18 protein-coding genes are annotated in these 21549 nt (G+C 58.8%); 2 read left to right on the top strand and 16 right to left on the bottom strand.

The features are described from left to right. Nucleotides 1–25: 25 nt before the first annotated feature. The 16 genes from ACFSR7_RS26075 to ACFSR7_RS26000 all read right to left on the bottom strand — a co-directional run bounded on the left by ACFSR7_RS26075 (nt 26) and on the right by ACFSR7_RS26000 (nt 18726). On the bottom strand, nt 26–898 hold the full coding sequence (locus ACFSR7_RS26075; protein ID WP_378166677.1) for a carbohydrate ABC transporter permease: 873 nt from the start codon (nt 896–898) through the stop codon (nt 26–28). Beyond that, a complete protein-coding gene (locus ACFSR7_RS26070; protein ID WP_378166675.1) occupies nt 892–1800 on the bottom strand; it encodes an ABC transporter permease in 909 nt (302 codons plus the stop codon). Before ACFSR7_RS26070 ends, ACFSR7_RS26075 begins: the two co-directional genes overlap by 7 nt. A gap of 77 nt (nt 1801–1877) precedes the next feature. Beyond that, nucleotides 1878–3434, bottom strand: coding sequence for an extracellular solute-binding protein (locus ACFSR7_RS26065; protein ID WP_378166673.1), 1557 nt, complete (start codon nt 3432–3434; stop codon nt 1878–1880). A 306-nt stretch (nt 3435–3740) separates the two neighbouring features. Beyond that, nucleotides 3741–5951, bottom strand: a complete 2211-nt coding sequence (locus ACFSR7_RS26060; RefSeq protein WP_378166672.1) for a helix-turn-helix domain-containing protein — start codon at nt 5949–5951, stop codon at nt 3741–3743. A 418-nt stretch (nt 5952–6369) separates the two neighbouring features. Further along, entirely contained in the window at nt 6370–6663 is a 294-nt protein-coding gene (locus ACFSR7_RS26055; protein WP_378120544.1) for a hypothetical protein, read from the bottom strand. A 524-nt stretch (nt 6664–7187) separates the two neighbouring features. Continuing rightward, a complete protein-coding gene (locus ACFSR7_RS26050) occupies nt 7188–8045 on the bottom strand; it encodes a helix-turn-helix domain-containing protein (RefSeq protein ID WP_378166670.1) in 858 nt (285 codons plus the stop codon). Between the two features lie 63 nt (nt 8046–8108). After that, nucleotides 8109–8849: a phytanoyl-CoA dioxygenase family protein gene (locus tag ACFSR7_RS26045; protein WP_378166668.1), complete on the bottom strand. Its 741-nt coding sequence runs from the start codon at nt 8847–8849 to the stop codon at nt 8109–8111. Nucleotides 8850–9098: 249 nt separating this feature from the next. Continuing rightward, on the bottom strand, nt 9099–10028 hold the full coding sequence (locus tag ACFSR7_RS26040) for a nucleoside hydrolase (protein WP_378166666.1): 930 nt from the start codon (nt 10026–10028) through the stop codon (nt 9099–9101). 18 nt (nt 10029–10046) lie between these two features. Beyond that, entirely contained in the window at nt 10047–10982 is a 936-nt protein-coding gene (locus ACFSR7_RS26035) for an EamA family transporter (RefSeq protein WP_378166664.1), read from the bottom strand. A 35-nt stretch (nt 10983–11017) separates the two neighbouring features. After that, the gene (locus ACFSR7_RS26030) at nt 11018–11974 is read right to left on the bottom strand and encodes a nucleoside hydrolase (protein ID WP_378166662.1); all 957 of its coding nucleotides are present in this window, start codon (nt 11972–11974) and stop codon (nt 11018–11020) included. Between the two features lie 29 nt (nt 11975–12003). Beyond that, on the bottom strand, nt 12004–12942 hold the full coding sequence (locus ACFSR7_RS26025) for an ABC transporter permease (protein ID WP_378166660.1): 939 nt from the start codon (nt 12940–12942) through the stop codon (nt 12004–12006). Continuing rightward, a complete protein-coding gene (locus ACFSR7_RS26020) occupies nt 12932–13996 on the bottom strand; it encodes an ABC transporter permease (protein ID WP_378166658.1) in 1065 nt (354 codons plus the stop codon). Before ACFSR7_RS26020 ends, ACFSR7_RS26025 begins: the two co-directional genes overlap by 11 nt. Further along, nucleotides 13993–15546: an ABC transporter ATP-binding protein gene (locus tag ACFSR7_RS26015; RefSeq protein ID WP_378166656.1), complete on the bottom strand. Its 1554-nt coding sequence runs from the start codon at nt 15544–15546 to the stop codon at nt 13993–13995. The genes ACFSR7_RS26020 and ACFSR7_RS26015 overlap by 4 nt, the downstream gene beginning before the upstream one ends. A 14-nt stretch (nt 15547–15560) precedes the next feature. Next, the gene (locus ACFSR7_RS26010) at nt 15561–16646 is read right to left on the bottom strand and encodes a BMP family lipoprotein (protein WP_378166654.1); all 1086 of its coding nucleotides are present in this window, start codon (nt 16644–16646) and stop codon (nt 15561–15563) included. Further along, nucleotides 16639–17610 carry a ribokinase gene (gene rbsK / locus ACFSR7_RS26005; protein ID WP_378166652.1) on the bottom strand — a complete coding sequence of 324 codons (972 nt, stop codon included), beginning with the start codon at nt 17608–17610 and terminating at the stop codon, nt 16639–16641. Before rbsK ends, ACFSR7_RS26010 begins: the two co-directional genes overlap by 8 nt. Nucleotides 17611–17625: 15 nt before the next feature. Continuing rightward, nucleotides 17626–18726, bottom strand: a complete 1101-nt coding sequence (locus ACFSR7_RS26000; RefSeq protein WP_378166650.1) for a BMP family lipoprotein — start codon at nt 18724–18726, stop codon at nt 17626–17628. A 350-nt stretch (nt 18727–19076) separates the two neighbouring features. Between ACFSR7_RS26000 and ACFSR7_RS25995 the strand changes: the two genes are divergently transcribed. Both ACFSR7_RS25995 and ACFSR7_RS25990 read left to right on the top strand, forming a co-directional pair. After that, nucleotides 19077–20804, top strand: a complete 1728-nt coding sequence (locus tag ACFSR7_RS25995; protein ID WP_378166648.1) for a cache domain-containing sensor histidine kinase — start codon at nt 19077–19079, stop codon at nt 20802–20804. Then, the gene (locus tag ACFSR7_RS25990; protein WP_378166646.1) at nt 20801–21547 is read left to right on the top strand and encodes a response regulator transcription factor; all 747 of its coding nucleotides are present in this window, start codon (nt 20801–20803) and stop codon (nt 21545–21547) included. The genes ACFSR7_RS25995 and ACFSR7_RS25990 overlap by 4 nt, the downstream gene beginning before the upstream one ends. The last annotated feature ends 2 nt before the right edge of the window (nt 21548–21549 follow it).

The following is a 21549-nucleotide window of genomic DNA, read 5'->3' as shown; positions in this document are numbered from 1 at the left end:
TGTCCGGCTCCTTTTGACGCATCGATCAGCCCTTGACGGAGCCGATCATGGCGCCTTGCTCGAAGTGCTTCTGAATAAACGGATAGATGATCAGGACCGGCAAGCAGCCGAGCAGGATGACCCCGTATTTCAACGATTCGAGAATGACCTTGTGCCCGTCTTTGGTCGTTGCCTCCAGCACGTCGCCCGCTTGTCCGACGACGACCAGATTGCGGATGACGAGCTGCAGCGGGAACAGGTTCGGGTCGCGGATGAGCAGCAGCGCGCTCTGGAAGTCGTTCCAGATCGCGACGGTGTAGAACATGCCGATCGTCAGCAGCACCGGCTTGGACAGCGGCATGACGATGCGCGTGAGTACCGTGAAATCCGACAGGCCGTCGATGCGGCCCGATTCCTCGACCTCGACGGGCATCCCCGAGAAAAACGTTCGCATGACGATTAGATTGTACGTATTGACCGCATTGGGCAGCACGATCGCCCAGATCGTATCCATGAGTCCGTAGGCTCGCGCGGTCAGGTAGAACGGAATCATGCCTCCGGCAAACATGATCGTGAACACGATGTACAGCATGATCGGCTTGTAGAGGACGAGTCCCCGGCGCGAGAGCGCGTAGGCACCCATAATCGTCAAGGCCATCGAAATGAAGAGACCCAGGATGACGTAGCCGATCGAATTGCGGTAGCCGATCCACAACCGCTTGTCTTCGAATACGGCTCTCAGGGCATCGAACTGCAGGCCCTTCGGAAAGAAGCTGATCTCGTTGCGGACGACATATTCCGGTGCGCTGATCGCCACGGAAGCCATATGCAGGAACGGGAACACCATGGCGATCGCGACGAACAGCAGCAGCAAAAAGTTGACGACGTCGAACACGCCGATTCTTCCTGTTCTTACCATAGACTGGTCTCCCCCACTTTGCGGCTTGCGACATTCGTTAAATAGACGAGCAGCATGGTAACAAGGCCCAAGGACAAATTAATCGCCGTAGCGTAGCTCATGCCGCCGCCGAGAATGCCGATCCGGTAGACGTAGGTCGAGATGATGTCCGCGGTGTCCAAATTGCCGGCGTTGCCGAGCAGGAACGCTTTGTCGAACGGAATATTGATAATCCCTGAAATACTCAGGATGAACATGATGACAATCGCCGGGATGATGCCGGGGAGCGTCACGTGAACCGTCTGCTTCCAACGGTTCGCGCCGTCCATCCGGGCAGCTTCGTACAACTGGGGATCGATGGCCGCGAGCGCGGCGAGGAAGATGATCGTGCCGTAGCCCGTCATCTGCCAGATGTCCGACGCGATATAGATCGTCCGGAACCATTCGGGCCGCTGCAGGAAGTTGATCGGCTCGAAGCCGAAGGATTGAATGGCTTTGTTGATCCACCCTGTGCTCGGGGACAGCAGCATGATCATGATGCTGGACAAGACGACGCTGGAGAGGAAAAACGGCAGGTAACTGACGGACTGCACGAATCGCCTGAACTTCTTCCAGCGCATCTCGTAGAACAAAACCGCCAGCGCGATCGGCGCCGGAAAGGCGAAAATAAACTTATATAAACCCAGTAAGAGCGTATTGCGGACAATGAGCCAGGCGTCGGGGTTGCTGAAAAACATCCGGTAGTGCTTAAGCCCGACCCATGGACTGTGCCAGACGCCCTTGAACAGGTTGTAGTCCATGAAGGAGACCACGATCCCGAACATCGGGACGTAGTGGAACAGGAGGTAGTAAAGCAGCACGGGCAAGAGCAGCAGCAAATACACCTTGTCGCGCTTCATGCGGTGAAGTACGGATTGCTTCATGGCGTTACTCCTTTCCGGAAAAGCACGGGGCCGTGCACTGCCCATCTACGCACGGCCCCGCGGCTTGCTATCGTTGCTTACTTCGTATTCGCGAGCTGACGATCGAGCGCCGTTTGGTACGTCGTACGGACCTTCTCGAGATCATGCTTGCCGAGCTCCTTGATGAAAGCGTCCCACTCGCTCATCGGACGGTCGCCGTTGATGAACTTCGTGACTTCGCCCGTCCAGAACTTCCACAGCTGGTCGTTCGACGTCGAGAGCGCGGCCGCTTCGTCGGCGGTCAGGTTCGGACGGCTGTAGGCGACGGGGAACCGGTACTTCGGCGCCTCGACGTAAGCGTACTGCTCTTCCGGCTTAACCAGCGAGAGCCAGGCGTTGAAGTCGAACCAGCCGTAGGTCGCGGCGGTCTGGATGCCGGAGATGACGCGCAGGTCGTTCGCTTCCTTGTAGTTGTCGTTGAACTTGCGCTTGCCGTCCACGACCGTGTACGTCTCGCCTTCCTTGCCCCAGCTCTGAATGTCCTTGCCCTTCTCGGAGAAGATGTAGTCCAGGTAGCGGTATGCCGCGTCCTTGTTCTTGGACGTAGAGGCGACGGCCAGACCGTAGCCCTCTTGACCGCCCTTCGGCAGGTAAGGCTTGTCGCCGGCGCCGATCGGAGGCGCCATGAACTGCAGGTGACCTTCGGTCAATTGGCTGTTCATGATCTCGATCTGGCCGATGAACTGTACGGTGACGAACGCCTTGTTGGTCGACATGAACTGCGTCCAAGCCTTGTAGTCCATCGTCAGCCAGTCCGGCGGGATAAGCTTTTCCTTCACGAATTTGTTGAGCCATTCGACCATCGTCTTGGCGTTCGGGTCTTCGAGACCGAACTTCATCTTGGTCGGATCGGCCGGATCCTGATAGAACTCCGGATAAAAGTCGAAGGAAGGTCCGAACGTATCGAGCGTGCTCAGGCCGTGGCGGAACAGGAACGGATAGCTGTCGGGGTAGATCTCCTTGAGCTTCTTGGCCACCGTGTACAGCTCATCCCACGTTTTCGGAACTTCGAGATTATTCTTCTTGAAGATGTCGTCGCGGTAAAACCAGACCATCTGGCTGCCTTCGCCCGCTCCGTCGTTAATAATGCTGAAAATCTCGCCGTTCGGCGACACCACGCGGGACATGACGTCCGGATGGCTGTCGAGGAACGCCTTGACGTTGGGCATCTGGTCCATATGCTTGGACAGATCCTCGAAGGCGCCCTGGGAACCGAACTTCTGCACGTCGTTCGGGAATACGGACAGCACGTCAGGCATGTCGCCCGAAGAGACTGCCAGCGCGAGCGATTCCGGACCGGTCGCGAGCACCTGCTCGACGTCGATGTTGGTCTCTTCCTTGACCCACTTCCATACGCCCCAGTCCGGCTTGGGCGGCCAGGCCGTATTGTTTTCTGTAAAGATGCGAATTTTCGCCGGCTCCGGCAATGCAGCCGACGCGCTTGCCGATCCGCTCGCCGTTGCCGACGCCGACTGGCTCGCTCCGCTTGCTTCAGATGAGCTTGCAGCCGGCTCATTATTATTGTTGCTGCCGCATCCGCTTACGGTCAGCGCGACCGCCGCAGCTGCCGCCCATGTCCATTTCAACGATTTCATTCCGACACCCCGTCCTTTTCGAATATCGTCTTAAGTTGCCTTGCAAGTTGCCTTGCGATTAAGTTGCCTTGCGCATGCTGCTTGCCGTTCGGTCCGGCCCGGCAACTCTCCGGTCGTCCTTTGGCTTGCTCTCATCGTAGGCGCTCCGGGCCCGCCCGGTAAATAATCGGTTGTCTTTAAAAATAGTACTTTTTTCGAGGCATATTAAAAAAGTATTAACTTTCCGTAAAACAGGCAAAGAAACAAGCGCAAACAATCAAAAACGGCGGCAGGACGGGCTTTTCCCGTTCCCTGCCGCCGCCGGCTTCATTCCCCCGAAGCGCCTTGCATGCTTTTTCGATAATCGCTGGGCCGAAGGCCCGTATACTTCTTGAACATCCGATTGAACGAAGCGATGTTGCGATAGCCGACGGCCTCCGCCACTTCCTGAATCTTGGAGCGGCCGCTCACGAGCATGGCCGCCGCCGCCTTGATTCGCGTCTCGTTCACGTACTCGACGAAGTTTTTGCCGGTCTTGTCCTTGAAGTACGTCGACAGGTAACCGCTGCTAAGGTTCAGCTTTTCCGCAAGCGCATCGAGATAGATTTCCTCCGCCAGATGCTCGTTCACGTAGTTCATAACGAATGTGGTCACCGTATCCTTGCGGTCCTTTTTGCCGTCGATCTCCGCCGCCGTCCGGCGTGTCCAATCGAGCAGCAGAAGCTCCAGCGCCTCCACCGTGACGCAACCTTCGATGAGCTGCTCTGCGTTTTCCAGGATGGCGTCCGCCGCCGGCACGCCGAGCTGATCGGCTGCCGCGCTTCGGATGCGCTCCGTCAGCGACTCCGCGAATCCCAGCCAAGCGGCCGCCGTCAGTTCCCGGGCGCGCTGCTTCGCGAAGAATCGTTCCATGAGCCGCTCGAGCACCTCCCCGTTGCCTTCTCGCAGATTCGCCCTGAACTCGGAATCTTCTTCTTGCGTGAAGGCGACCTCCGCGTGCCTGCTCGAAGAGGAAACGACGATCTGCGTCTCGTCGACGAGGCCGCGATCGTCGATCCGCTCCCGCACCTCCTTGTAGGCGGCGCTGATCTGGTCGGAGCGATCGTAGATCGAGGTGACGGCGATCGTGATCGTGCCGCTGTCCCGATCCTGGTCGAACACCGTCTTCATCTCCCGCAGCAGCTCCTGCAGCGTCTCCAGCCGATCGATGAACACAAGGCTTAGAATCTGGTTGTATTCCACCTGATTCGTCAGCGCGTCGGGGAATACGCGGTTCAGCTTGTCCTCGATAAATACTTTCATATAATACAGCCAGCTGCTGAACGTTCCGTCGTCCCAGCTCGCGCCCTTCTTTTCGACGACCTGGAACAGGACGAACACAAACGGCTTGTCCGTAAACTCCAGCTTCGCAGCGTCTCGGCCGCCTCCCCGGATATCCTTGAGCAGATGAATGAACGCCCATTGCTTCATCAGCTTGTTTTTGTCCTGCAGCTGGTTGCCGATCAAGTCGAACTCCCGGATGCTCGACCGGTAAGGCACCTCGTCGCTCGCGCCCCGAATCGATTCGACCAGCCGCTTGAACGGATTGTTGATACGGGCGGCCAGCAGCAGCGCCATCACGAGACTGAGCAGCACGACCGCCACCACGAGCACGACGAGCGTCAGATTAAGACGCGTCTGGGAAGCGATCTGCGCGACGGGCAGCCGGTGCATGTACGTCCTTCCACTGATGCTCGTCCTGAAAAAGTGATAGCGTTTGTCCATGACGAACTCGTTTCCGATACGCGACTTAAGACTGGCGAGCGCCGGGAAGCCGCCGATGTCGGAGCGCTCGAAGATCGTCTGGCCTTCGAAATTGTAGATGATGAAGTCGTCGTTCAGCGACTGGTGAAACGCCTCGTACATCCGGTTCGCGTCAAGGAAGACCGCCATATAAAAGTCGCGGTTGTCCGCGCGCTTGAAAATCATGGGGATATAGTCGCCTACGACTTCCTGCCTGCCGGTAAATACATCGGAATAAAAGCGATCCGCAGGAAAAGTCTGGTTGGTGTAGCTTTCTTCGAATTGCCGGTCCCAGAAGGACTTGGGATATTGCTCTCCGGCCATGAACACGTCAAACAGATTGTCCGGCGTCGTGCTCGCCGACTTGTCGATGACGAAGTTATGGGACTTGGAGTAGAATACGATGTCGGCGATATACAAATTCGAGTTCAACACCTGCGTCTGAATATCGGTAACGATCGCGCCGAAGTCGGAATAGCGCGGTTCGCGCTGCAGCTTCTGGACGCGGTCGCTGAACATGAAAAGGTACATTTGCTTGCGAATAATGTCGAAATGCTTCTCGTAATTCTCCATCGTGGTGTCCAGCATCAACGTGTTATACTTGACGATTTCTCCGCGGACATTGCTCTTGGAGACGGACAGCGCGTACGCGGTCAGCGATACGAGGAGAATGATGATGCTCAAGAAACCCGCCATCAGGCGAAGGAAGAGCGTCGTCGAGAAATTGCGAAAATAACGCAGCGGCTGGAGCTTCATGATGATCATCCTGTCTGTTTGGTCTGATCGCCCAGGCGTCGTGTAAACGCTGTCGCGGGAGCTGCCAATAATTATGTCCATCGGAACGGATTCAGCTGCCAAGCGGCGTCGTTCGCACGTTCAAGTTGCGATAAAGTTGCGCTGAAGTTGCGGCGCTAATGCAAACGACCTATGTCCATCATAATAGCCCAGGGCATTTCGAGACAAATCTTTTTTATGTCTTTATACGATTTCGTGAAGAAAGCGCAATAAAACGACAGCGGTACCGTCCGCTCTCGCCGGCATTCGATCGATATTTAATAATAAAAAGGGATGGATGGGAAAGGATGGCTGTGCATCGCCTGCATGCAGGAGTTCCCGCTTGACGGAGAAGCGCTGAAGGGGAACTCCACGGGGCCTTGGGGGCCGGTTGCCGAGGTTAAGCTTTTTGTCCTGCGTACTCTTTGTTCGCCTTGTCGAGCATCGTCTTCCAATCGGCGAACTTGGTCTCCCTGGCTACGTGCCGCTCCCACAGCTCTTCATGAATATTCTTAATATCTTCGTGGGAGTAAACCTGGAAGTTGCCCTTCTCGAGAAACGCGGGGAACGAGTCGAAGTTCGTGTACTTGCTCATGAACGCTTCGTTGAACAGCTTATCCAGCGAGACATGGTTCGGATCCTCTTGAAACGTGCGCTGGCCTTGCAAGTCTTTCAGCAATTCTTCCATGGACATCGGTTTTTGCTTTTTCAAACGACCACTCCTAATTTTTAACGATACTCCATTATTGCCGTATTCCGCCAAAGTTACAAGTCGGTAACGCAGAAGTTCCGTGAACGATGGCCGCGACATAGAGTGAAACCGGCCGCAGTCTATTGCACAGTCCCGCTCCAGGAGCCGCGCCTAATACGCCGTGTCTCGCGAATCGTCTCTTCATAAGCCAACAGAACCGTCAGGGCAAATCGTCCTGACGGTCCAAATAGCGCCTATCGATTGCTCAATCGGGAGCCGCTCCGGCCTGCTGGCCGATGCATCCCAATTTGCTCTCTCCAAGGCTAAAGTAACTGCAAATATACATCTTTTCTCGCCTAAATCACCATTTAACAGAGAAAAGATGCAAAAATACATCTTTTTCACAAGCGCAAACAGATTACCTATGCAGACTCTGAATTTACCTGCATATCTGCATGTATTTCGTCCGATCTCACTGGATGGTTGAAAAAGGATGTACGGATGCAGGTTTTGATTCAACGGCCGAATCAGTCATCGGCCATTCTGCGATACGATCTGGGGGAATGGCCGAAGGCGGCCTTGAACGCCCGCTCGAAATGGGGCAGCGTATTGAAGCCGGACGCAAAGCAGATCTGAGTGACAGGCAGCTGCGACACCTTGAGCAAGGCGCTTGCGAACTGTAGGCGCAAATCCTGGAGGAAGCGCTGGTAGGTCATGCCGGTCAGCTCCCTGAAGCGGCGGCTGAAGTAGTTGGGGGACAGATGGGCGTGCGCGGCTGTCGCCTCGAGCGTGAGCGGCTCGCGGAAGTGAATCTGCATGTAAGCGACGGCCTTTCTGACGGCCTGGTCGCCGCCATGCTCCCGCGCCGGACCGACCGGCTCGGAGGGAACCCGCCGGATCAGCTCGACCAGGATCCGCTCGATCGTCCCTTGGACGATCAAGCTGGAGCCCGGACGCTGCCCTTGGCGCAGCTCCGTCTCGATGCGTTCGAACTCCGCACAAATCCGGGCTGCTTCCGCTTTTTCGAAGTGGAAGACGAGGCTGTCCGTGCGGGGGACGAACAACAGCGCGCGAAGCTCGTCCCGCAGCGCCTCGTCGGAAAAGATGAGATTGTAGTGGACGCAAGGCGGACCGGCCGGTTTGTATAGCGCGTGAAAGTCCGCCGGCGTCAGCAAAAACAGCGTGCCGGGCCGCAGCGGGGCGGACCGGCCGTTCAGCACATGCTCGCCCGCGCCGGAAATGACGAAGCCGAGCTCAAAAAACTCGTGCCAATGCACGTCGACGTCGCCCGACAGCTCGTGCACGTACAGCCTAAACGGAAGCGCCCGGTGCATATAATCGCGATTCGTGAGCCGGTCCGGCTCGCGGGTTCGATGGACGGTCATGCCGGGCACCTCCGCTTTCGTTTACGCTGCGCCGGGCCGCTTGAATGGGGCTCGCCGCCTGCTTTATACGTTGACGAACGGGCTGCCGGCGACATCCTTGCCGCGGGCGAGCCAGATCTTGAAGCCCGGATTGCGCTCCGGATAGACGCGGGCTTCGGTGGAAAAGTAGCGCATCGTATAGCCGCACCGTCTGTACGGACTCGTATTGGGCTCGGCGCCGTGGATGATGCGCGAATCGTGGAGCGAGCACTCGCCCGGCTCCAGCTCGAAGTAGACCGCCTTATTTTCATCAACCTGGCCCTTGATTTGCGTCGGGAACAGATTGCGTCCGCTATCGATGTCCTCGTACTCGGAGAATCCGCCCCTGTGGGTGCCGGGAATGACGCGCATGCAGCCGTTCTCCCGGTTGCTCCGGTCGATCGCAAGCCATACGGTCACGATCTTGTCGTAGGCGCTAAGCCGTCCTTCCCAGTAAGCGGAATCCTCATGCCATGGCGTGGCGCGGCCTACGTGCGGATCTTTGCAAATAAAGTGGCTCGACCATAGCCCGATATTCGGACCGATGATCGGTTCCACCAAATCCAGCACCTCGTCGCTCATCAAAAACGAGAGCAGCCGTTCGTCGCGAAAGTGCGGCGTATCCAGCTCGTCGGACAGCTTCGAGCCCTTCTGTGCGAGCTGATCCTCGAAGATCTCCGTCAGCTCCGCCATGCGTGCCGGGGAGAACAACGGCTTCTTATGCAAATAATAACCTTCGTTGCGATAAAACGCTACCTCGTTATCGGTCAATACGGACTGCGTCATGTGCGAATTCCTCCTCGGTTCTGGTCGTTGCAGTACCGATTATAGATCGCGCCCTTATTGGCGTACTCGTCTTAACATAACGAAAAGTATGCATATTTTATCGTTTCCGCTCTCCCGTCGCAAACCGTACTCTGCAGCTTCATCTTCAACTCAAAAAGGAGCTGCCCCAACTCGTTCGCACGACTGGGGACAGCTCCTGTTCGCGTTTGCGTACCGGTCGAAGGAAACCGCCTTTTGGCCGATTGCGCCTTAAACCACCATGCTGAGGAAATGCGCCAAAAACCGGTCCGCCTCCACCTCCAGGCAGACGTCTGCGTTGGACGCGCTAGCGGGCTTCGCCCGCAGATCGCCGACCGTCCGCCCGTAAGATAGAATGCCTTCCAGGTCCACCTGGACGTGCATCCGCCGATGACGGACGAAGCTCGGGTCGATCGCGACGCCGACCGCGAGCGGATCGTGCAGCGCACAGCCGCCGATACCGGGATACATCCGCTCGTAAGCCCCGATATAAAACTCGGTCATGTCAGCCAGCATTCCGGCATGCGCCGAAGATTTGCTTCTCCATTCCTGAACCCGCGCCAGCGGCAGCAGCGTTTGCATCGTCACGTCGAGCCCGACCAGCGTCAACGGAATGCCCGACTTGAACACGTACTCGGCAGCTTCCGGGTCCGCGTAAATGTTGGCCTCGGCGTGAGGCGTGACGTTACCCGGCACCGTGACGGCACCGCCCATGACGATCACCCGGTCGACAAGCTCGACGATCCGGGGCTCCTGCATGATCGCCAGTGCCAAGTTCGTGAGCGTTCCTACCGTGACGATAGTTACCTCGCCCGGATAGCGCATGATCTGCTCCGCGATGAAGCCGGCAGCGAAGCCGCCGAGAGCCTGCCTGCTTGGCGCGGTCTCATACGTATTGCCGATGCCGTCTTCGCCGTGAATCTCGACCGTGCTCCCTTTCGTCGGTCCGCGGAACAGCGGCTTGCCCGCCCCCGCTACGACAGGCGCCTCGCTGCCCAGACGCTCCAGCACGACCAGCGTGTTGCGCGTCGCTTCTTCTACTGTGGTGTTGCCGAAGCAGGTCGTCACGCCGAGCACGTCAAGCTCCGGAGAGCGGACGGCATAGGCGATCGCCATTGAGTCGTCAATCCCCGTATCGACGTCCAATATGATTTTTTTCATTTCGGTTTCCTCCTAATATTAGCTATCGATCTCAGCGATGGTACGCTTTTGTCGGCCGTTAACAGCCGTATGCTTGCGCCAGGCGAGCCACTCAGGAAGCGCCACGCCGACAAGGATGACAGGTACGCCCGCCCATTGCAATCCGGTCACCCGCTCCTGCAGCACGACGGCGGACATGACGATCGCAACCGGCAGCTCCGCGGCGCTCAGGATGGAGGCCAGACCGCCGCCGACCTTCGGCGTCCCGATGGCGAAGCACAGCGGCGGGATGACGACGCCGAAGAACGCCAGCAAGCATCCCCACAAGGCCAGACCCCCGCCCAGCGAACCGTCCGAGACGCATGCCGGCGGATAGACACTCAAGATGAAGACGGCTGCCATCACCACCGTGAAGGTGCTCCGGGTGAGCGGCGCGACGCCAGGCGCCGTTCTGCCGCTCAGCGTAATGAACAACGCGTAGGTCAAGGCCGACAGCAGGCCGAACACGATGCCCAATACGGTGAACTGGCGCCAACCGCCGTCCAGAATCCCCCCGGACATCAAGGTGCCGGCCAGTACGACGGCCAGGGCCAGCAGCTTTTCGGCTCCCGGACGCTTGCGCTCCAGCACGGCCTCAATCAGAACGCCCATCCAGGTGAACTGGAAAAGCAGGACGATTGCGATGGAAGCGGGAATGTAGCGAAGCGCGGCGTAATAAAGCATGCTCGTGCCGCCGACGCACAGGCCGATCGGCAGCAGCATGAAGAGCACCCGAGGCGACAGACCGTTTAATGCCGTACGCAAGCTGAATTTGGCGGATGCCAGCCATAGAAGCAGTATCATGAGGGCGCCGAGCAGCACCTGGCTGCCTACGACCTGGTCGGTGCGGAATCCCGCCGCGTAAGCGGATTTGACGAACGTGGACAGCAGACCGTAGCTGACCGCCCCGAGCAATATATACAAAATCGAACGCATGGTCTTGCTCCTAACTGTCCTTCCGTATGGCGGCTTTAAACACGCGGCCTGGCAAGAACTTCAATGAAATGGTCGAGAAAACGCGTCGCATCGACCTGCACGCAGACCGAAGCATTCGTTTTGTCCGGCGCTTTCCGCTGATCGGCCAGCGTCGCTCCCGCGCTCAGCGCGCCCCGCGTCTCGATCGTGACGTAATGCGCTTCGGTGCCGACGAAGGAAGGATCGGCTGCGACGGCCACAGCGAGCGGATCGTGCAGCGCCGAGCCGTAATATCCATTGAACCGCTCATACGCTTCAAAATAAAACCGCAAAATATGATCTGCGAACGCGATCGTCGGATCGGTATCCGGCGGCGCCAGCCGCTTGAGCCGCTCGAGATGCGCCTCCGTCAGGAGCGTCTTCATCGTCACGTCGAGGCCGACCATCGTGATTGGAATCCCCGATTCGAACACGCGATGCGCCGCCTCCGGGTCGCCCCAGATGTTGGCCTCCGACACCGGCGTCGCGTTGCCCGGCACCTTCAGGGCGCCGCCCATCAGGACAAGCTCCTTCACCAGTCCCGCAATGGCAGGCTCCTTGGCGAGGGCCACCGCCAGATTCGTCAGCCGTCCGACGAACACGAGAGTCAGCTCTTTGCCGAGTTCGCGGGCTTGACGCACGATAAAGTCGGCCGCGTCTTCCTCGGAAGCCCGGCGAACGGCAGGCGGCAGTTCATAGCCTGCTATGCCGTTTTCCCCGTGAATATGCTTGGCTTCATGCGTATATTCGCGGGCCAGCGGCCGCGCCGCTCCTTTGACGACGGGAATCTCCGGGGACGCCTTGGCCAGGTCGAGTACGCGCAGCGTATTCTCGGTTGCCTGCTCCGCGTTGACATTGCCGCAGGCCGTCGTCACGCCCACCAGCTCGATATCGTCCGACTTTACGGCGTACAGGAGCGCGAGGGAATCGTCGATTCCCGTATCCACGTCCAGAATCATTCGGGTTTTCGCCATTGCAGCCACCTCTTCTTTCATCGAATGGGTCAAGCCGTCGCGACTCCGGCGCTTCTTCTCCTCTTGCGGACCTCGAAGAAGACAAGCGCGCAGAGCGTGACGAGGTAAGGAATCATCTGAACGAATTGACTTGGGACTGCGCTGCCCTGGGTCGTCTGCACAATCGTCGCGACCGCGCTGGCCAGTCCGAACAGCATGGAGCCGAGCAGGATCCCGACCGGGTTGCGGTTGCCGAGCAGCACGACGGCGAGGGCGAGGAAGCCCGTGCCCGCGGTCATATCCTTGACGAACATGCTCGTCATGCCCATCGACAGGTACGAGCCGGCAAGCCCTGCGAACGCGCCGCTCCAGAGGAGCGCCGAATACCGGATCCGGGTGACCGGAATGCCGAGCGATTTGGCCGCGGCCGGCGCCTCTCCGACCGCGCGCAGATGGACGCCGTACGGCGTGCGATAGATCATGAGGACGCAGAAGAAGACGGCGAACAAGGCGATCCAAACCATCAGGCTATGGCCGCTGAGCAGCTTGCCGACGACAGGCGCGTCCGAAAGAAAAGGAAGGTTGATCGTCGGAATATTCACCGGATGATTCGGCGAGTAGTTGCCTGTCGTATGATAGATCTTGCTCATCAGGAAAATGGTGAACCCGGAGCCGAAAATGTTGACGGCGAAACCGGCGATGATAATATCCACCTTCATCTTGATCGAGAAAAACCCCATGCCGTACGCGATCAGGACCGAAGAGGCGACGCCTGCCAGCACGCCTAGCTCCCAACTGCCCGTCGCGGAGCCGACCGCGATGGAGGCGAAGGCGGCGACGAGCATCAAGCCTTCCAGACCGATATTGATAACGCCTGCGATGTCGGAGATCAGACCGCCAAGCGCTGCCAGTAGAATTGGCGTCATGTAACGCAGGAGCACGACGATCAGCGTCAGGTCCAGCGTCTGCGACCAGAGACTATGCCACATGGCGTTCGCCGCCTTTCGCGCGAAATTTCTGCTTCATATAATGGAAGATCGCTTGGGAAGACACGAGCAGCACCAGCATAACTTGGATGATGACGGCGACCTCCCGCGGCATATCGCTGCCGACCTGCATCGTCTGCGCACCGACTTGAATGTACGCGTAGAACAGCGAAGCGACGACGATGCCGATCGGATGATTGCGCGCCAGCAGCGCGATGATAATGCCGTCGAAGCCGAGGCCCGAGGAGAAGTTGTCCTTGAACGTGCCATGGATGCCGAGAATCTCGACGATGCCGGCGAGTCCGGCGAGCGCGCCGCTGATCATGATGCTGGACAGAATGACCCGCTTCGTGGAGATGCCCCCGTACTTGGCGAACTTCCCGTTCTTGCCGACGAGCCTGAGCTCGTAGCCCAGCTTGGTCTTGTAGAGCAGCATATAGACGATTGCCGCCGCGCCCAAGGCGATGAAAATTCCTGCATGCGCCGGGAAGCCGCCGAACGGCCTGCCGAGCAGCAGATGGGGCGACAAGTATTTCATGCGCGCCGCCCCGCCGCTGGTCGGATCCTTGAACACGTTGTTGACGAGATAGGATGTCGTCAGTATCGCGACAAAGTTAAGCATGAGCGTCGTCACGATCTCGTTGGCGTTGGCGTACGTCTTGAGCAGCCCCGCGATCGCGGCGAACAGCGCGCCGCCCGCCATCGCGCAGACGAAGATTGCGATCAGATGCAGCCAAGACGGAAGCCCGTTCATATACACGCCTGCCAACGCGCCCGCGAACCCGCCCATATAGAGCTGACCTTCCGCCCCCATGCTGAACACGCCGGACTGAAAGACGACGGCGAGCGCCAGTCCCGTGAAGATGAGCGGCACCGCCTTGTTCACGATCGTGCCGATATTGAACAGGCTTGACACCGGGTCCAGCAGCAGCGAGGACAAGGCGTCCAAAGGCTGGCTGCTCGTAGCCAGGATGACGATGAACCCGCACAACAGCGCGAGGACGACCGCGACCGCTATGCCGAGCGCTTCTTGATAGACTTTTTTGAAGGATCTCATACGGCCCCCCGCTCTCTGTTCGATGTCTTGTCGCCGAGCCCCAGCATGTGGCGGCCGATCTCTTCCTCCGTCAGCGACGGCGTGTTGTCGAGGACGGCGACGATCTCGCCTTCGTAGACGACCGCGATGCGGTCGCTTAAGGCCATCACCTCCGACAGCTCCGCCGAGACGACCATGACGGCCGCGCCGCCGTCCCTGCGCTTGACGATCTCGGCGTGGATGAATTCGATCGCGCCGATGTCGACGCCGCGCGTCGGCTGGGACACGACGAGCAGCTTCGGATTTTTGGACAGCTCCCGGGCGATGACGACCTTCTGCAGATTGCCGCCGGACAACGAGCCCGCCATCACGTTCTCGTCCCGGGCGCGGACGTCGTAGATCCGCATCATGACGTTCGCGAATTCCTTGATCCTCTTGGCGTTCAGGAACGGGCCGCGACGGAATTCGCGATTGCGGTAATGATCCAGGATCAGATTCTCGGCGATGGTCGAGTCGAGACTCGCCCCCGACGTCTGCCGGTCCTCGGGCACATGCCCGATCTTCATCGCCCGGATTCGCGCGACGCTCTTGCCGATCAGCTCCTCGCCCTGATAGCGGATGCTGCCGGACGATGCCCGGCGCAAGCCGGTGATCGCCTCGACCAGCTCCGTCTGGCCGTTGCCTTCGACGCCTGCGATGCCGAGCACCTCGCCGGCGCGGATGTCGAGCGAGACGCCGCGCAGGGCCGGAGCGCCTTTGTCGTCCGCAGCATGGAGGTCCCGTACGGACAGGACAATGTCCGCCGGCTCGGCAGGCCGCTTGTCGACGCGGAACAGCACCTCCCTGCCGACCATCAGCCGCGAGATCTCTTCCGGATTCGTATCCGCGGTCAGCAAGGTCGCGATCGTCTTCCCTGCCTTAAGCACCGTCACCCGGTTCGAGATTTCCATCACCTCCCGCAGCTTGTGCGTGATGAAGATGATCGTATAGCCTTGCGCGACGAGCGCCTTGATCGACACGAACAGCTCGTCGGTCTCCTGGGGCGTCAGCACGGCCGTCGGCTCGTCGAGGATGATAAGGCGCGCGCCGCGATAGAGCACCTTGAGAATCTCGACCCGCTGCTTCTGCCCGACCGGGATCGTGTCGACCCGGGCGTCCGGATCGACCTTAAGGCCGTAGGTCCGGATGAGCTCGGCGATCTCGCCGCGTTCCTTGGCGCGATCCCGGAACAGGGACAGCGCCCCCTTTTTCGGCTCTTCGCCGAGTACGATGTTCTCCGACACGGTCAGCGACGGGGCGAGCATGAAATGCTGGTGCACCATGCCGAGCCCGTGCTTGATCGCATCCCGCGGACCGCCGAAGGAGACGGGCGCGCCCTTGTATTCGACCGTTCCCGCGGTCGGCGTCTCAAGGCCGAACATGATTTTCATCAGCGTCGACTTGCCCGCTCCGTTCTCGCCGACCAGAGCATGAATTTCGCCTTCGCGGATTTGCAGATCGACGCCCCGATTGGCTGCCGTCCCGTTCGGATAAACTTTATGAATGCCCTTCATTTCGAGCAGGATCGCCATTTGGAGTCACCCCGTTATTTCAGAGTCGATTGAACTTTAATCTCCCCGTTCGTCAGCTTCGCCTCAATGTCCGTCAGCTTGTCCTGAATCGACTTCGGCACGTTGCTTTCGTACAGGCTGTCTTTGGCGAGGCCGACCCCGCCTTCCTTAATGCCGAGCACCTCGTTCTGTCCGAACGTCAGCTTGCCCTGCTTGAACAGGTCGAGCGCCCGGTAGACGGAACTGTCGATATTTTTCATCATTGAAGTAAGGACGCTGCCCGGATACAGGGAATTCTGGTTCGAGTCGACGCCGATCGTATACTTGCCGAGCGAGCTGCCCGCCTCCAGCGTGCCCAGGCCGCCGCCTCCAGCGACCTGGAACACGATATCCGCTTTTTGACCGTTGAACTGCGCCAGCGCCAGCTCCTTGCCTTTGGGAGCGTTCGCAAAATCGCCGATGTAAGAAGAAACGACGCGGACGTCGGGATCCACATACTTGGCTCCTTGTTCGTAGCCGGATTTAAAGTCGTTGATGATCGGAATATCCATGCCGCCGATGAAGCCGATCACTTTGTCCGGATTAGCGCCCTTGAGCTCCGTGCTCTCGGTTGCCAGCGCTGCGAACGCGCCCGCAAGAAACGAGCCTTCGCTCTGCGAGTAGAGCATCGAGTAGACGTTGGGGACGCCGCTGATGGCGTCGTCGAAAAAAATAAATTTCTCGTTCGGATATCTCGGAGCCAGCTCCTTGACAATATCGCTCATGTTGCTCGTACCGACGACGACGACATCGTACTTTTTGCTGGACACGAGAGATTCAAGCCCCGCCGCCCAGTCCGCCTGGTTAGTGCCGCCTTCGACGGTTTTTACGTCGATGCCGAGCTCGCTGCGCGCCTTCTGCATGCCTCTCTCCGCCGAATCGAAGAAGCTCTTGTCGCCGAGCGTTCCATCCGCATAAAAGACCGCCTTGATCGTCTTGCCCGCATCGCTTGCGCGGACAGATGCGGATGCGCCGGCGTTCGCCGCGTCCGAATTGTTGCCGCATGCGGCAAGCGCCAATGCGGAAGAGAGCAATACCGCCCCGACCGTCCAGCTTTTTGCCGTCTTCGTTCTTTTAGCCATGAATAACTCCTCCTTGAAATGGGTTGGATGATTCCGCGGCTTGCGCGGCTTCCTTCATGAATCGTTCGGCCTCGGTCAAGTCCGGCATCGCGGACTGGGCGCCCGGCTTCGTGACGGCTAGCGCTCCGACCGCATTGGCGAATCGAGCGGCCTCCTTCAAGCTCCGGCCGGATACGAGTGCAGCGGCCAACGCTCCCGCGAAGGCGTCTCCTGCGGCCGTCGTATCGACCGGCAAGACCGGATAGCCCGCCATCGCAAACGTCTCGTCCTTTCCGATGACGACGACTCCGTTTTTGCCAAGCTTCGAGAAAACGGTTGCAACACCGCGCGACTTTAAATCGTTTGCCGCCTGAATCGCAGTCTCCATATCGGATACGGCGATGCCGGCGAGCTCCGCAATCTCGCTCTCGTTCGGCACGATATAATCCACGAGCGCGAGCAGCTCGTCCGGCAACTCGCGGGCGGGCGCCGGGTCCAGCAGCACCGGCACGCGATGCCTGCTCGCAATCATTGCGGCTTCGCATACCGTATCCAGCGGAATTTCCAGCTGAAGCATGAGCAGCTTCGCCTCCGCGATCAGGCGCTCGTGCACCCGGATGTCGGCCGGTACGAGCTTCTCGTTCGCGCCCGGCGCGACGACGATGCTGTTGTCTCCCTCGGCATCCACCTGGATCGAGGCGATGCCGGTCGGCACCCCGGCGACGGCGGCGATTCCGGACACGTCTACGCCGGCCTCGTCCAAGCGGGACAGCAGCTGTCCGCCGAACGCATCGTCGCCCACCTTGCCGATCATGGCGACCGACGCCCCGAGCCTGCCGGCTGCAAAAGCCTGATTTGCCCCCTTGCCGCCCGGGCTCGCGAGGAACGCCGAACCCAGTACTGTCTCTCCCTTTTGCGGCCTTCGCGTCACCTTGACCGACAGGTCCATGTTCAAGCTTCCGACCACGACGATATCCGCGCCCATGCGCTTGTCCTCCCCTTACTTCGAAGAAGCTGCCGCCAGGCTCGACTCCACCTTGATTTCTCCGCTGGCGATCTTGCTCTCGATGTCCTTCATTTTCTCTTTGATCTCGCTCGGCACGTACTGCTCGTACAGTTCGTCCCGCGCGAGGCCGACGCCGCCGTCCTTCACGCCCAGCACCTCCGTCGTGCCGAATGGAAGCGTACCTCCGCGGAACTCGCTAAGCGCGCGGAATACGGATTCGTCTACGTTCTTGAGTACAGAGACGAGCACGCTGCCGGGGAACAGCGGATTCTGGTCGCTGTCGACACCGATGGAATATTTGCCTAGCCCGTTGCCTTCCTTAAGCAGTCCCAGACCGGCGCCGCCGGCCGCGTTGTAGATAATGTCGACCTTCTGCGATTCATATTGCCGCTTCGCAAGCGCTCTGGCCTTGGCCTGATTGACGAAGTCGCCGACATAAGCCGAGACGACCCGGATCTCAGGATCGATATAACGAGCGCCCTGTTTGTAGCCGGATTCAAAGTCGCGGATCACGTCCATGTCGAGCCCGCCGATAAAGCCGACTACTTTTTCAGGATTGGCGCCCTTAAGGCCCGCGTCTGTCGTCGCCATGGCGGCGAATGCGCCAGCGAGGAAGGATCCCTCGCTCTGCGAATAGAGCATCGCGTACACGTTGGGCACGCCCTGAATGCTGTCGTCGTAGAAGACGAATTTCTGCCGGGGATACTGCTTCGCCAGCTTCAAGACGAGTTCGTGGCTCGTTGACGTGCCGACGACGATGACGTCGTATGTGCCTGCAGCGACCAGCTTGTCAAGCTGCGGCTCCCACTTGTCGCCGTCCAGGCCGCCCTCGACCGTCTCCGTGTCGAAGCCGTATACAAACGAGGCCTTTTGCAGGCCGCGCTCGGCCGAATCGAAAAATCCCTTGTCACCCAATTTGCCGCTTACAAAATGAAGCGCTTTAATCGTCCTCGCGCCGTCGCTCGCATCGGCATGCGAACCTGTAGCCGCTTGATTCGATCTTTCCGGCTTCGGAGAAACCGCATTTTTGCATCCGGCAGCCGTGCCAAGCAGCAACGCAGCTGCCAATATTCCCGCGATACGTTTATCGTTCATCCCAAGCGCCCCCCTCCTCCCGGATCGTCGTTATGCTTGTCCAGCTTTTTTTGAAAACGATCTCATCACCAATCTACAACGTTTTCACGCCCGGCGTCAGGAGACAGACGGTGGGTCTAGGGTGTAAAAATCATCGGCCTTTCTCCGGTCGTCCGGACCCGGTTAACGATATTTTCCGCAATTAACGGCGTCATATCCCGCCTTGCCGGCATACAATCGCACGATTTAGGCATACTTTTACAAGCCATGACCACTTGCCGGAACCGGATCGCTTTTGGTAATGTAATCCGTGCACGATAGTCAAGGTCCGGCGAAGAAGTCTTCGCTCTGTCTGCAGGGGGAATTCACCGATGCTTCGCAACACGATTTTTTCCAAGCTGCTCCTGTCCTTCCTGCTGCTGTCGACGATCCCGCTCATGCTGTCGGGCTGGTACGTTTTTCATCGCTCGGAGCAGACGCTGAACGAGCGGCTGAGCCGGGAAACGGTCAACATGCTGGACCAAAAACTGAAAACGCTATCACTCTTCATCGCGGATATGCGCCGGATGGGAGACGCAATCTCGTCCTCTCCGGCGGTTGCCTCTTACTTAACCGCGTCGGATTCGACAGGGCAGCGCCAGCTCCCGGCGCTGGACCGCTTGCTGTCGGCCAACGGGGCCATCCGTCCGGAAAACGTCGGCATGACCATCGTCGGGAATCGGGGTTCCGTGCATGCCTATGGCTATGCGCCGCGACAGAACGCGACTCTGCCGGCCGAGTTTGCCGCACTCTCCGCAGAAGCGAATTCCAGCGCCCCGTACACGATATCGCCCATGCACGTCCGTTCTTACAGCGCCGACGAGCCGGGTCAGCCTGTCTTTTCGTTCGTTCGCCGCATCGGCGGCACGACCGCCGCCGCCGGGGGCACGCTGATCATCGACTTCAAGATCGACGTGCTGCAGGACCTGCTCAAAAATATTTTTTTGCTGGGCGATATCTACAACGATTATGCGTCCGGCGTCATCATTACAGATCGCAACGGCCAGATTCTTTATCCCTATGCGGCGGGACCGTTCGGAGCGAGCGACTACGAGCGGCTGAAGGCGCACTATGCCCTCATTCAGCGTTACGACAAGACCACCGATTGGAATTTTACGGCCTATTTCCTCAAAAGCGAGCTGTACAAGCCCATCCATGGCGTGCGGAAGGCTGCATTGACGATCACGCTGGTCAGCATCGCTTTTTGTCTCGCAGCGTCGCTGCTCATCTCCAATTTCATATCCAAGCCCATCTCGCAGCTCCGGCAGTTGATGCGGAAGGTAGGGCGCGGAGATTTCGACGTTCATTACAAAGGCCGCTCCAGGGACGAGATCGGCGCCTTGGGCAACGGCTTCAATACGATGGTCGGACGCATCCAGGATCTCGTCGGGCAGGTCTACGAGGAGCAGGGGCACAAGCGCCGCGCCGAGATTGCCGCCATGCAGTCGCAGATCAATCCGCATTTTCTGTACAATACGCTCGAATCGATCAATTCGATCGCCCGGCGCACCGGGCAGCGCGAGATCAGCCGAATGATCGTCCTTCTCGGCAAGCTGCTGCGGATGAGTATCGGCACCTTCGAAGATATGATTCTGCTCGGGAGTGAGGTCGACTATGCGGCGCATTATCTCGAGATTCACAAGTTGCGGATGAAAGAGGGCTTCGATTACGCGCTCGAATTCGAACAGGGCATGCTGGAACTGTACACGATCAAGTGGATCCTGCAGCCGGTCGTCGAAAACGCCGTCATTCATGGTCTCGACCCGCGCCGACGCGGGGGCAGCATCCGGGTGAACGGGTGGATCGAGGACGATGAGATACGGATCAGCGTTAGCGATCAGGGCGTTGGCATGCGGCCTGAGGACGTGAGCCGGCTGAACTTCGATCTGGAACATCGGGCGCTCGATATGACTAAGCACCAAGGCAAGGTGGGGCTGTTCAACGTACAGTCGCGGATCCGGTTGCACTATGGAACCCCGTACAGCATACAGGCAGACAGCGTGTGGGGAGAGGGCATGACCGTAACGTTCAGGCTGCCAAGAAGGGAGTCGTCCAATTGAAAACGAAAATGCTGATCGCTGACGACGAATGGATCATTGCGGACAGTCTAGCCGCTATGGAGGAGTGGGGAATGCGGGACATCGAGGTCGTCGGCATCGCGCACAACGGCTACGACGCAATCCAGTTCCTGGAGGCGCAGCACGTCGATATCGTCCTGTCGGATATCCGAATGCCCGATATGGACGGCTTGCAGCTGCTGCAATACATTTACGAGGAAATGCCCGCTACGCAGGTCGTTCTGATCAGCGGCTACGGCGACTTCGACTATGCGCGCACTGCGCTTCGCTTCGGCGCCAGAGGCTATGTCCTGAAGCCGATCGATACCGACGAGCTCCTGGAAATCGTGGATCGCCTTCTTGCAGCCCGCGTCCAAGCGGACGGCGAGCCTTCCGGTGCGCAATCCGAGCTGCCGCCGTCCTATCATGCCGAGATCGTAAATAAGGCGAAGGCTTATATTCGCGAGCGTCTGCACGCCCCGCTCTCGCTCGCCGACGTGGCCGATTTCGTTCATCTGACCCCGCACTACTTCGGCCAGGTATTCAAGAGCCAGAACGGTCAGCTCTTCAACGCCTATCTGACGCAGGTCCGAATCGAAAAAGCCTGCGAGCTGCTGAAGCGTTCCAGGCTTAAAGTCTATGAAATCGGGGAAAATGTCGGCTATATCGATTCGAAGTACTTCGCCAAGGTATTCCAAAAGCAAATGGGCATGACGCCCAACGAATACAGGCTGAAAAAGGAATAACG

Origin of the sequence: Cohnella sp. GCM10020058, from assembly GCF_042683485.1 — a bacterium.
GTDB lineage: Bacteria > Bacillota > Bacilli > Paenibacillales > Paenibacillaceae > Cohnella.
The sequence above is the reverse complement of the archived record's forward strand: the minus strand, read 5'-3'. Positions and strand labels throughout refer to the sequence as shown.